Raw genomic sequence first — 13,072 nt, forward strand, 5'->3', positions numbered from 1 at the left:
GATGAGGAGAAGGGGCGGCGCCGCCTCGGGGACGGGAGCGGCCAGCGCCGACGGCGGCGGCGTCGCCAACTCGGGGGTGCTGCACATCGAGACGCTGGTGGTGCACCTCGCCGAGCAGCCGGGGGCGGTGGCGCCGGCCGAGTCGCGCGACGCCCTGGCCGCCTACGCCCTGCGGGTGCGGGAGGCATACGGGCGGCTGGACCTTGAGGTGCTGACGCCGCTGTCGGACCAGGGTGAGCAGCAGCCGATCGAGCTGCGGGAGGTGTTCGTCCCGCCGGGCGCGCGCGAGGGCGTGCCGCCGGTGGCCCTGCCGCGTGAGCTGGTGCGGCGGCTGACCGAACGCGGCGAGTGCGGCGAGGCGGCGGGCGCCCAGGGGGCGGACGAGGAACGGGCGGAGCGCCCGGTGGAGCCGGTGCTCGATGTGCTGGCGGACGCGGGGCGGGAGCGGCTGGTGCTGCTGGGCGACCCGGGCGCGGGCAAGTCGACGCTGGGCCGGTATCTGACCCTGTGGCTGACCCAGGGCGCGAGCGACGAGGTGCCGGCGGCGCTGCGGGAGCGGCTGCCGCTCCTGGTCGAGCTGCGGCGCTGCGCCGAACCCCGCTGGCGGGACGCCACGTTCGAGGAGTTCCTGGATCACCTGCACGGCACCGAGGGGCTTTCGGTGCCGCCTCGGGTGCTCAGGGCCTCGCTCTCCGGCGGCCGGGCGGTGGTGGTCTTCGACGGTCTCGACGAGCTGTTCGACCCGGAGCTGCGGCAGCGGACGGCGCACCGGATCGCCGCCTTCGCGTCCCGCCATCCGGGGGTGCGGACGGTGGTGACCTCGCGGATCGTCGGCTATCGGCCCGGGGTGTTCGCGGCGGCCGGCTTCACCCACCACACGCTCCAGGACCTCACCGAGGAGCAGATCGCGGCGTTCGCCCGCCGCTGGTACGCCACGGCCTGCCCGGGGGACCGCGAGCTGGCCGGCATCCTGGTGCGGCGGGTCACCGACGCGGTGGCGCACTCCCGGGCGGTGCGCGAACTGGCCGGCAACCCCCTGCTGTTGACGGTCCTGGCGATCGTCGGCCGCCGAGGGACCCTGCCGCGCGACCGGCAGGGCGTCTACGAGCACGCGGTGACGGTGCTGTTGGCGCACTGGGACCGGGACACCAAGCATCTGGCGCCCGCCGGGCGGCCCGAGATCCGCGAGGTCCTCGAACTCCTCGAAGCGCGGGACCTGGGGGATCTGCTGCGGCAGCTGGCCCGCCGGATGCAGGACGGCGCGGGCGGCATCGCGGGCAACCACCTGCACGCCGACGAACTGCGGTCCGTCATCCGCGACTTCCTCGCCGAGTACGAGCTGCCGCCGGTCCGCGCCGAGGCGGCGGCCCGCGCCATGGTGGACCAGCTGCGGAGCCGGAACTTCATCCTCAGCCACTACGGCGGCGACATCTACGGCTTCGTGCACCGCACGTTCCTTGAGTATCTGGCGGCCTCCGACCTCGCGCACCGCTACCAGGAGGGCCGGGAGTGGAGCCGGGCGGAGCTGATCACCGAGGTCCTCGGGCCCCGGGTCACCGAACCCGCCTGGCGCGAGGTGCTGCTGCTGGTCGCCGGCCAGCTCGGCCCGGCGGACGCCGCCGCGTTCGTCGACCATCTGCTGGCGACCTTCCGCTCCTCCGAGGACGAGGAGCAACTCGCCTTCGCCGTCCGGACGTTGGCCGAGATCCGCCGGATCGGCACGCCGGCGCTCGTCCGGCGCAGCGAGGCCGTGATCGACACGCTCACCGGCTGGCTCACCCATCGCCCCTGGGCCGCCACCCTGCTGGTCACGGCCCAGCCGGCCGTGGCCACCTTCGGCGACTACTGGGCCGGCCGCCCGAGGTTCCTGCGCTGGTTCCATCTGCACGGGCAGTTCCTCGACGGGGGCGGGCTCTTCGGGTCCACGCCGGGTTCCTTCGCCACCGCCTTCTACCGCGCCCCCGGCACCCCCGCCGTCCTGGCGGTGCACGCCCCGGGGCCCGACGTCCGGGCGGCGGCGCTGCGGGCGTCCGGACGACAGCGCGCCGAGCCGGACGACGCGCTCCGTGAGCTGATCCTCGACCGGGTGGCCAACGACCCGCACCCCGGCCCGCGCCGGACCGCGTTGGCGATGCTCGTCGAGGCATGGCCCGACGAGGCGCGCACCCCGCTGGCCGAGCATGTCGTCGACGATCCCGACCCGGGCGTGCGGCGCTCCGCGCTGCGCGCGCTCACCGAGCGCTGGCCGGCCGGGACACGGGCGCTGCTGGCTCGACGGGCCGCCGAAGACCCCCACCCCCTGGTGCGCCGGAGCGCGTTGACGCTGCTGGACGAGTGGGCGACGGATCTCGACCGCCGGACGGTCGAGGACCGCCTCGCCCTGGAACCCGACCCGGGTGCACGCCGGGTGCTGCTGGGCATCATGGCCCGGCGGTGGCCGGACGAGACGCGTGGGGTGCTCGCCGAGCACGCGGTCCACGACCCCGATCCCGGCCTGCGCCGGGGCACGCTGCGGACGCTGGCCGAACGCTGGCCGGGGGAGACGCGGGAGATCCTGCTCGGCCGCGCCGTCGACGATCCCGATCCCGGCGCGCGCCGGACCGCGTTGACGCTGCTCGCGGAGGGGTGGCCGACCGAGACGCGGGGCCTGCTGGCGGAGCGGGTCGTGGCCGACCCCCACCCGATGCCACGGCAGACCGCGCTTCAGCTGCTGGTGTGGCGGTGGTCGGACGAGGTGCGCGACGTGCTGGCGGACCGGGCGCTCCACGACCCCGATCCCCAGGTGCGCGGGTCCGCGCTGGCCCTGCTGGCGGCGCGCTGGTCGACGGAGGTGCGGCGGCTGGTGGCCGGGCGCCTCGTCGACGATCCGGGCCCCCTGGTGCGGGGGGTCGCGCTCCAACTGCTGGCGACCCACGGCTCGGCGGAGATCCGGGAGACGCTGCGGGACCGGGCGCTGCGCGACGACGACCCGCCGCTTCGCGCGGCGGCGCTCGAACTCCTGGCGCGGCGCTGGCCGGAGGAGGCGCGGCGGCTGGTGGCGGACCGGGCCGTCGGCGACCCGGACCCCGCGACGCGCGCCACGGCGCTGTGGGTGCTGGCGTGGCACTGGCCGGATCGGGCGGCCGGCCTGGTCCGCGACCGCTCCGTCGCCGAGCCGGAGCCGGCCGCCCGGCTCGCCGCGTTCCGCATGTGGGCGGTGGCCGAGCCGGACGGCGCCCCCACCGTGGCGGACCGGCTGCGCGCCGATCCGGCGCCCGAGGTGCGGGCCGGAATCGCCTGGACGGCCGCCTTCGGCTGGTACGCGGACACCACGGTGCGCGCCGCCCTCGGCGCGGTGGCCACCGACGACGCGGACCCGGAGGTCCGCGCGGCGGCCACCGCCGCGCTCGCCACGGCGAGGGCTCTGGCGGCCCACGCCGACCACGGCTGAGCCCCCGGCGCGTGGGGTCAGATGGCGGTGTGGGGGCCGAGGCGGTGGTAGGTGCGGTCGTGGAAGACGAGGGGGGTGGTTTCGGGTTGGGCGTTGGCGGTGAGGGCGAGGAGGGAGATGAGGTAGCTGCCGCCGACGGGGGTGCGTTCGAGGATGCGGGCGCGTATCCAGGCGTGGGCGTTGTCGATGATGGGTTCGCCGGTGGGGAGGGTGGTCCAGTCGTTGGTGGCGAAGCGGTCGATGCCGGTGGTGGCGAAGCGGGCGGCGATGTGGTCCTGGGTGCCGGTGAGGAGGCTGATGGTGAGGGTGTCGGCGGTGGTGATGGCGGGTGCGCTGGATGAGGTGGCGGCCAGGGAGAAGGCGAGGAGCGGGGGGTCGGCGGAGACGGAGATGACGGAGGTGGCGGTGAAGCCGACGGGCCGGCCCTGGTGCGTCGTGGCTATCACGGCGACACCCGCCGGGTGTTGACGGAACACGGACTTGTACTGCTCGGCGGTCAGGCAGTCCTCGCCGAGGCGCTCGCCCGCCGTCATCGGGGGCCCTCGGGATTCGGGGTCACGGGTGGCGCGACGAGGCTCGGGGCTGAGGATGAGGGGGACAAGGGCACTTCCTCTCGATCGCGGGAACGTGCGGAGCCGATCCCCTCGACGGCCTGAGGGGCTCTGCCCTTCAGCGCACACAAGCGGATGGATGTTCCCGTCCCCGGCGGGCCGTGCTGTCAACCACCGCTCGGTACCGTCCCGCCCCCGGGCGCCGTTGGTATTCTCGATCCCGTCCGGCGGCACGCGGGGCGCGGATAGGCGGTGGGGGACGGATGAAGCCGCGGCTGGTCTTTGTGCACGGCGTGGGCGGGCCGAGGGTTCCCGAGGCGGAGCTGAGGGCCTGGAGCGAGGCGCTGACGGAGGGCGCCCGGGTCGCCGGGCACTCCCGACGGGCCGCCCGACTCCTCGGCACCGGCGGCGTCGACGCCCGCTTCGCCTACTACGGCGATCTGTTCACCGAACCGCACGCCCAGGGGGCCCCCGCCGACCTGCCGGCCGCCGACCCCCTGGCCGAGCTCCTGCTGGAGGTGGTCGACACCCGGCTCGCCGAGGCCCACACCGTCACCCCGCACGAGGCGAGGGTGCTGCGGCGCGCCAGAGGCCAGTTGCTCCCCGAGGGGGAGCCGCAGGGCGCCGGCAGCGTCGGCCGGCGGGCTCTCAACGCCGGCAACTCCCTGCTGGCGTTACCCGGCCTGCGCCGGTTCGGCGGCTGGGCCAGCGCCAGGATGATGGTCAGCCAACTCGACCAGGTGCGTCGCTATCTCGACCGCGCGGAGGCCGACGCCGACGTCCCGAGCCTGGACCTGCGGATTCGCGCGCGCGTCCGGAGGGAGCTCGACGCCGAGGGGCCCACCGTCGTCGTGGCGCACTCCCTCGGGACGGTGGTCGCCGTCGAGGCGCTCCTCGAACACGCGGGTGTCGTACCGCTGTTGGTGACCCTGGGCTCCCCGATCGGGATGCGCACCGCCGTGCGCTCCCGGATGCGCCCGCAGCCACCCCGGGTCCCCGCCACCGTCGGACGCTGGCTGAACTTCTGGGACCGGGACGACATCATCGTCGGCCGGCCCCGGATCGAGGACGCCGTCGCCGCCAACGCCGCCTCGGTGCGCCCCGAGACCAGGCGCGTCGACTCCGACGGCCTCTGGGTGCACCCGGCCGCCACCTATCTGGCGACGCCCGGTGTCGCCGGTCCCGTCATCGAGGCCCTTGAGGCGGCCGGATGACCGTTCCGCCGCCCCTTCGTCACCTGCTGGTGATCGCGCCCCAGTGCCCGGCCCTTGGCCAGCTGGACGGGCTTGAGGAGGTGGCGCGCGCACTGCACGAGACCCTGCTGGATCGCCGGACGGGCGCCTGCGAGGCGGGCCCGCCCGGGGTGGAGACGCTGCTGTACGGGCCCTCGCTCGGACAGGCGCGGATCGAGGGGGCCATCCGCGACGCGGCCCGACGGGCCGGCCGGGCCGGGGCGGAGCTGGTGCTGGCCCTGGTCGGCCACGGCACGATCCACGGCGGGGTGCCCGAGCTGTATCTGATGGCGGCCGACTCCCGCCCCGACGAGCCGACCACGGTGGTCGATGTCGGCGACCTCCTCGGCCAGGTGCTCGACACCCAGGGGGTCAGGGGGGTCGTCGCGCTCGTCGACACCTGCCACGCGGGCGGCGCCATACCCGACCTCGCCGCGCTGGGCGGCGGCATCAGGCGGGGCACCGGCCGGCTGTCCCTGCTGATGTCCGTCGGGGTCGACGAGGACGCGTACGGCCTCGCGTTCACCCGCGGACTGGTCCGTGTCCTGCGCGGCGGCATCCCGGGCGAGGGCGCCCACCTGTCGGCCAGGGCGGTGTGCGTGGCCGTGAACGAGGCGACGGGGACGGCCGCCCGCCTGGTGGACGCGGACGGCGATCCCCTCCCCGGACAGCACCCCTGGATCGCGCGCAACGTCTGCCACCGGCCGGCCGACGGGCCGCTCCTCGGGCCCGTGGGCGCCGAGGAACTCGCCTGGGCGTTAAGGCCGTTGGGCGAGGACGTGCCCCCGCTCCCCGGCACCGCCGATCTGGAGGGCCTGCGGCGGCGACTGCGGGATCCCGGGGTCGGCGGCACGGCGGCGCCCGAGGACGCCGCGTACGCGAGGGCCGTCGTCGACGGGCTGCTGACCGCCACCAGGACGGTGGAGCTGCTGCGTGACTGGCCGGGTGGCCCGTTGACCTCGGAGCGGCTGCGCCGCGCGGCCAACGCCGCCGGTGGCAGCGCGGCCTGTCCGCCGCACCTCGGCGGTGGCGATCTGCTGCGGCACTGCGCCGAGTTCCTCCGCCTCAGGGCGCCCAGGGGCGCGGGCGACCGCGAGGCGCATCTGGCCGAGTTCGTGGCGGCGCTCGCCCACGAGGACGGCATCGACCCCGACACGCCCGAACTGGCCGCGTGGATCAGGGCCACGGGCGCCGCCATCGAGTACAACGACGCCGTCGCCGCGCTCGCCGACCGGGAGAACGCCTCCCGCCTGCGGCTGGTCGTCAGCCTGCACGCGGCCCTCGCCGACGCGTGGCCGGAGACCTTGACCGCCTGGCTCCTGGACCGCGGCGAACAGGTGGCCTACGGGGACTTCCCCTGCCCCGCCACGCAGCCCGGCATCGAGGGAACCCTGGCGACCATCCTCGCCTGGGCCACCCGCCAGGCTCGGAGGATAGGCGCCCGCCTGCGGCGGGTGGAGATCGCCGCCTCCGCGCACCAACTGGTCCACTGGCGCCCCGAGGAGTCGGACATCGGGACGCGGCTCGGCCGCACGCACAACGTCGTGCTGCGCTGGAGCGACCGGCTCTGCCCGCCGGCGCATCTCGGCTGGATCAACGACTACGCCCGTGACCGCCTCGCGGCCATGAACACCGGTCAGGACGGCTGCGCGCCCGTCGACTGGCTCGGCAAGGAGGAGACCGGCTCCGCACGCGAGTTGACGGCCCGGCTGGCCGACGGGGTCTTCGAACGGGCGGTGGCGCTCGGCCACCGCCCCGCCCAACTGGACCAGCTGATGCCCGCGTTGCTGGCCCACGCCCCGATCGTCCTGTGGCCGGCGGACGACGAGGATCTGCCAGCGGCCACACGGGACGGCGTCAACCGCCACTGGGACCGGCTGCCCGAGCGGTTCAGCGAGGCCTACCGCGACGACTGGCGGGCCAACCCGGGGCCGAACGGCGCGCGCCACGACAGGCCGGCGCTCGCCCGGCTGCGATGCGTCTGGCACGACACGGAGTGGCTCGACTTCTGCGACTGGTTCGAGACACAAACGACCGACGGAGCGAACACCCTATGACCTGGCAACCGTTCTATGTCGGCGACGGCACCCCCCGGGACGTGGATCTCGGCGAGCCACCGCCGTGGCGCCGCTTCCCCAGGCAGTCCCTGCACCGGGAGTTCCAGCCGCCGCCCGGGTTGGTCGAGGCGGTCAACGCCGCGCTGGCGCTGCGCCGCCCCCTGCTGCTGACCGGCGCCCCAGGTTCGGGCAAGTCGACGGTGATCGAGCAGGTGGCACAGGAGTTGAAACTGGGCAGGACACTGCGCTGGCACATCACCTCCCGCAGCACCCTCACGGACGCGCTCTACCACTACGACGCGCTCGGACGCATCCACGCCCAGCGTCTGGAGGGCGGCCGAGGCGCCGACGCCGGCGCCGATGACATCGCCCCCTTCGTGCGCCTCGGCCCCCTCGGTACCGCGCTGCTGCCGGGGGAACGCCCTCGGGCCCTGCTCGTCGACGAGATCGACAAGAGCGATCTCGACCTCCCCAGCGACCTGCTCGACGTGCTGGAGCGCGGCGAGTTCGAGATCCCCGAACTCGCCCGCTACCGGGAGGACGTCGTCCATGTCCGCGAGGCCGCGGAGAACACCCTCGCCGCGCTGGAAAAGGGCCGGGTGCGGTGCACCGTCTTCCCGTTCCTCGTGCTGACCAGCAACGGCGAACGCGACTTCCCCGCCGCGTTCCTGCGGCGCTGCGTCCGCTACACCATGCCGCAGCCCACCGTCGCCACGCTGCACCGGGTCGTCGCCGCCCACCTTCGGGTCGACGAGGCCCAGGCCGGCGCCGTGGACACCCTGGTGACCGCCTTCGTCGAACGACTTGAGGCGGGCGAGAGCCTGGCCGTCGACCAACTCCTCAACGCCGTACATGTGTTGACCGCGCAGGAGGCACCGGCCGAGGACGACGCGCGAAGCGTGCTGGAGCTGATCCTCCGTGGGCTCACCCATGCCTGAACCACTGGCCCTGGCGGTCGGGGCGCTGCGCGGCGTCGCCCCCGAGCTGGACGCCACCGGACTCGCCGAGGCGCTGTGGCTGGCCTCCCTGATGGCCGAGCCCTCGGGAACCGCCGACGGGTCCGCGCGCTCGCCGTCGACCACCGGCCAGGACCAGGAGCTGGAGCGCCGCTCTCCGCCGCCGCGCCCCGAGCGCCACGGCGGCTCCGGGACCGAACGTGCGAACCCGTCCGAACTCGCCCTCCACGAACGGCTGTCCGGGTCCACCGCTCGGGTGCGCGGCGAGGTGGTGGACCTCCCGGGCGCCGCCGCCCTGCCGCTCGCCCTGGAGCTGGCCAGGGCCCTGCGCCCCTGGAAGCGGCCCTGGCGCGGCGGGCGGCACCAGGCCCTGGACATCGAAGCGACCGCCCAGGACTACGCGCGCAGCGGTGAGTTGATCCCCGTCTTCACCACCGCGCCGGAACGCTGGTTCGACCTGGTCGTGGTCGTCGACCGGTCCCCGTCGATGCTGGTGTGGCGGGAGACCATCGACGCCTTCACCGCCGTCCTCGACCAACTCGGGGCCTTCCGCACCCTCCAGATCCGGGACCTCACGCTCGACGCCGACGGCGAGGCCACCCTCCGCGACGGCCAAGGGCGCGCCGGCAACCCGGGGCAGCTGCGCTCCCCGACCGGCCGCCGGCTGGTGCTGGTGGTGTCCGACTGCGCCCCCCGCGCATGGCGGGCCCCGGAGATCTGGCGGCAGCTGCGCGCCTGGTCCCGCACCACGCCCGTCGCGCTGCTCAACCCCCTGCCGGTGAAGCTGTGGCGCTCCGCCGGCCTCGACCTGCCGACCGTCCGCGTCCGACCGGGGCGGCCGGGCGCCGCCAACAACGAACTCTCCTTCACCCGGCCGACCATGCTCTCGCCCAACGGGGCGGACGAGTGGGAGGGGTGGATGCCGCTCCCGGTCCTGTCCCTGACCCCGCACTCCCTGGCCCGCTGGTCGGACACCGTGATGCGCGGCGACCCCGGGGGCTGCGGCGCGGTCCTTGTCCCCCCGGACGGCCACCCGGTGAGCCGCCGACGGGCCCGCTCGTCCCCCCGGGGCCCCGAGGAGCGCGCCCGGGGCTTCCTCCGGACGGCTTCGCCCCCGGCCATCCGACTCGCGGTGCTCTGCTCACCCTTCGACCAACTGAGCCTGGCGCTGCTCCATCTGATCCGCCAGGAGATCGTCCCGGAGGCAACCACCTCGGACATGGCCGAGCTCCTCACCGCCGGTATCCTCCCCCTGCGGACGGACCCCGAAGGGGTGGCCGTCCTGACGGTACCGGCCCCGGTCCAGGCCCTGCTGGGCGACGAACTACGCGACCACGAACGCCACCGCGTCCGCCGCACCCTCGCCGGCCTGCGCATCGCGCGTGCCGCCGGCGGTCGCGGCCCGACCGCCGTGGTGAGCGGCGGCCGGGCCACGGACGAGGTCCTGGCCGAGCCCACCCCGTTCGGCTACGTCCTGGCCGGCGCCGCCCCGGCCCCGCCCACGGAGTCCGTCAGCGCGACGGCGGCGCGCCTCGCGATGACCCTGCTGCCCTGGGACGGTCCGCGGTGGCCGCGGCCGGGGGATCTCGTCTCCGCGGTGGACACGACGCTGGAGCTGCTGGCCGACCAGGACCTCGGCACCGACCGCGCGGCGCTGCTGCGGGAGTTGGAGTCCCTCGTCAACGTCTGGCAGGCGCCGGCGGAGGGGGAGGCCGATCGCGCCAGCCACTTCTGGTCCCAGTACAAGCGGTATCTGACGGAGGACCAGCGCGTCGCGGCGCCCGTGGTCCTGCGCATCGACGAGGACACCAGGGACGTGCTGGCCCAGCTGGAGGACCCCTGGCGTTTGGGCAGGTGGCGACGCGGTGGCCGGCTCGTCAGCCACCCGAGGCTGGATCGGACGGCGCACGCCATCGGCCTGATGGCCAAGGCCATCGACGCCGGTTACCGGCTGGTCGTGCTGATCGCCGGGACCACGGACGGCGAGCGCAGCGAGGTGCAACAGAGAGTCGACCGGGGCCTGTTGGGGTTCGACACCAGGTTCCGGCCGCGCGCCCCGCGGGACGGCGAGGACGCGGCGCACCGGCGCGGCGTCGGCTCCGCCCCGCACGCCGAGCGGCTCGACATCGTCGCCATGACGAGCAGCGGCGAGGGAGGGGACTTCAGCCCGGAGCACGCGAGGCGCCTCCCGTTCCTCGTGGGAACGCTCCCCCACGTCTTCGTCGTCAAGCGGAACTCCCGCGTCCTGGACAGCCTCGGCAAGTGGCTCGCCGACCTGCCGGGAACGGGCGCCGCCGGAGTGACCCGTGACCTCCCCCTGCTGGTCGTCGATCACGACGTCGACGCGACCTCCACGCGTTTCCTCTCGGCGTCGGGCGGGGGCCCGTCCACCCCCTGGGCCGCGAGCGTCCGCGCCCTGGTGGACCGCTTCGAGAGGTCCGTCTACCTCGGATACGGGGAGTCGCCGGTCGGCGGACTGCCCACCGGCTTCGAACTCCGGGGGAACGGATTCCTGCTCTCCCCCGACACCTTCCGCCACACCCTGCGCGTGCCGTCGTCAGATGCCACGAGCCCCGCCGGCTCGTCCGACCCGCTCCGGGAACCCCTCCCGCCCCGCTCGGAGTCGAGCTTCCACCCGGTCACCGACCACGAGGAGTGGATGCCCGCCCGGCACCCGGCGGCGCATGTGCCGAGCTCGGAGCTGCCCCCCTCGCTGTGCTCGGCGATCGACGCGTTTGTGCTCGCCTGCGCCGCGCGCCGCGCTCACGGGGACTTCTCGGAGACCTGTTCCATGCTGGTGAGCGTCAGCCGGCACCCTCGGGTCCAGGCCCATGTGCGGGACTGGGTCGACTCCCGCGTCCGCGGGATCGAGGACACCCTCGGGGCCGGCGGCCCCGAGGCGGAGCGGCGGATGGCCGCCTTCGAGTCCGCCTGGGCGACGCACCTCTCACCCGCCGAACCGGGAGAGCTCTCCTGGCGGGACGTCGCGCCGCATGTGCGATGGGCCGTCGCCAGCATCCGGGTCCGGACCTTCGACGGGGAACCACGGGACATGACGGCGTTCTCCGAGCGCGCCCCGGGGAGCAGGAACACCATCGCGGTCACGGTGGCCCTGTCCACCGCCAGCCTTCCCATCGACGGGCCCACCGTCGCCTATGTCCTCGGCTCCCCCCGCGACTCCCTCTTCCCACCCCGGTGGTTGGGCGAGTTCCGCGGCGGTCGCAACGGCATCAGGCGCCTCTACACCACCCCGGACAACCACGAGAAGTGGGGGCGGCCCGGCCGCGTCGGCCCCCCCGCCACCTCGGGTCGCTCCGGACCGGTGGTCGAGACGCCGCGCTTCAGCCTGTCCCCCGAGGTCCTGAGGAACAACTTCCAGACGTTGGAGCGCATGGTCGCCTCGCTCGACCGGATCGCCCCCGGATCGGTGCACCCTCTCGACCGCACCGTGCTGTGGGAGGGGGTGCCCATGGACCAGGTGACCGGATTTCTCGACGCGTACCAACTCTCCCAGGACGGGCGGCCCGGCGTCGACGCCGACGCACGCGCTCGCGCGGCTGCCGGCGGGCCCGACGGCTGGAACGTGTGCCTGATGAGCCGGGGGCACGCTCCCCAGCGGGCGGCCGTCGCCCAGCACCTGATCGGGCTGGTGCAACGATCGCCGCTCGACGAACCCGGGGCCGACGTCGACGAGCTGGTGCGCCGCCTGGTCGCCCCGGAGGACGAGCGCGCCGACCCGGCAGCGGGACGGGAGGGCGGGGCCGTCCACCGCCGCGACCGACCGCTGTTGTTGCTCTACCTGCTCCGCCAGCCCCTCGGGGCCGACGCCGGGAGCCCCACCCCCATCGTCGGGTTCTTCATGAGATTCCCCCCCTCCGACGCGGGGCCCCTCGCCGGGGATCGGTGAGGAGGGTGGCCAACTGGTCGGCCAGCGCCGTGAGGTGGTCGAGGGACGGGCCCTCGCGGGCGATGCGGAAACCGTGGCGGCGGGCCCAGAACGCGGTCTCGACGGCGTGGAACTGCGCCCAGCGCCAGACCCGTTCGGGATCGAGTTCGGCGGCGTCGGCGAACCCGTCCAGCGCGCGGGCGACGGCCCGGCGCGGGTCGTCGGCCCGGGCGAGCGTCAGCGCGCGGGACTTGAGCAGGGCGCCGCTGTCATAGGCGGGATCGCCCGCGTACCCCTTGGGGTCCACGGCCAGCCAGGGTTCGCGTTCGGCCCGCAGGATGTTGCCGGGGTGCAGGTCGCCATGGACCAGCGTGTCCGGCTGGTCGCGGCCCAGCTCGCGGACGGTCGCCCTGGCAGCCGCCACCACCCGGGGCGCCAGGGCGTGCGTCAACTCGGCCGCGTCCCGCCGCAGTTCCTCCTCCCAGGTGTCGGCCCGACCGCGCAGCCTGGGCAGCCCCGGCGGGGCGGCGACGGCCAGCCGGCGGCTGATCCGTCCGGCGATCCGCACCACCTCGTCGCCGTCCGGCACCTCGGCCAGGGTCGCCGTGTCGGCCCGCTCCAGCAGCATCGCGAAGCGCGCGTCGTCCCGCTCGTGCAACAGCACGGCGCCGCGTCCGCGCCAGGCCGCGAACGCGTCGGGCTCGTGGACGTTGCCCGGATGTGGGAACGACACCTTCAGCACGGCGGGCCCCGAGGCGCCGCGCCGCACCGGCACGATGACGCCGACGCCGCCATGCGTCACCCCGCCGTCCGGCACACAACCCCAGCGGTCCAGCAACTCCGCGACGATCCCCGGCAGTTCGGCCAGCCACCCCGCCGCGGCGTCCCCCTCACGCTCCCGCGTCCCCCACGCGAACGCCTCCGGTACGGTGATCATGTCGGCAGCCTACGCCGGGCCGA

At 75.0% G+C, this 13,072-nt stretch carries 7 protein-coding genes; 5 read left to right on the plus strand and 2 right to left on the minus strand.

Annotated elements, in window-relative coordinates:
• Window position 1 precedes the first annotated feature (1 nt).
• Window positions 2–3,430, plus strand: coding sequence for a HEAT repeat domain-containing protein (locus K4G22_RS23540; protein ID WP_228082339.1), 3,429 nt, complete (start codon window positions 2–4; stop codon window positions 3,428–3,430).
• Window positions 3,431–3,447: 17 nt separating this feature from the next.
• Here the strand turns inward: K4G22_RS23540 and K4G22_RS23545 are convergent, their stop codons facing one another.
• Complete coding sequence (locus tag K4G22_RS23545; RefSeq protein WP_228082340.1) at window positions 3,448–3,963, minus strand: flavin reductase family protein; 516 nt, start codon at window positions 3,961–3,963, stop codon at window positions 3,448–3,450.
• A 281-nt stretch (window positions 3,964–4,244) separates the two neighbouring features.
• Between K4G22_RS23545 and K4G22_RS23550 the strand changes: the two genes are divergently transcribed.
• Genes K4G22_RS23550 through K4G22_RS23565 form a run of 4 tightly spaced genes read left to right on the plus strand, consistent with a single transcriptional unit; the run spans window position 4,245 to window position 12,133 of the window.
• A complete protein-coding gene (locus tag K4G22_RS23550) occupies window positions 4,245–5,195 on the plus strand; it encodes an RBBP9/YdeN family alpha/beta hydrolase (RefSeq protein ID WP_228082341.1) in 951 nt (316 codons plus the stop codon).
• Window positions 5,192–7,270: a vWA-MoxR associated conflict system protein gene (locus tag K4G22_RS23555; RefSeq protein WP_228082342.1), complete on the plus strand. Its 2,079-nt coding sequence runs from the start codon at window positions 5,192–5,194 to the stop codon at window positions 7,268–7,270. The genes K4G22_RS23550 and K4G22_RS23555 overlap by 4 nt, the downstream gene beginning before the upstream one ends.
• Window positions 7,267–8,208 carry an AAA family ATPase gene (locus K4G22_RS23560; RefSeq protein WP_228082343.1) on the plus strand — a complete coding sequence of 314 codons (942 nt, stop codon included), beginning with the start codon at window positions 7,267–7,269 and terminating at the stop codon, window positions 8,206–8,208. Before K4G22_RS23555 ends, K4G22_RS23560 begins: the two co-directional genes overlap by 4 nt.
• Window positions 8,201–12,133, plus strand: coding sequence for an SAV_2336 N-terminal domain-related protein (locus tag K4G22_RS23565; RefSeq protein WP_228082344.1), 3,933 nt, complete (start codon window positions 8,201–8,203; stop codon window positions 12,131–12,133). Before K4G22_RS23560 ends, K4G22_RS23565 begins: the two co-directional genes overlap by 8 nt.
• Here the strand turns inward: K4G22_RS23565 and K4G22_RS23570 are convergent.
• Complete coding sequence (locus K4G22_RS23570; protein WP_228082345.1) at window positions 12,084–13,049, minus strand: aminoglycoside phosphotransferase family protein; 966 nt, start codon at window positions 13,047–13,049, stop codon at window positions 12,084–12,086. The two genes, K4G22_RS23565 and K4G22_RS23570, sit on opposite strands and share 50 nt — an antisense overlap.
• Window positions 13,050–13,072: the final 23 nt, after the last annotated feature.

Origin of the sequence: Streptomyces profundus (assembly GCF_020740535.1) — a bacterium.
Lineage (GTDB): Bacteria > Actinomycetota > Actinomycetes > Streptomycetales > Streptomycetaceae > Streptomyces > Streptomyces profundus.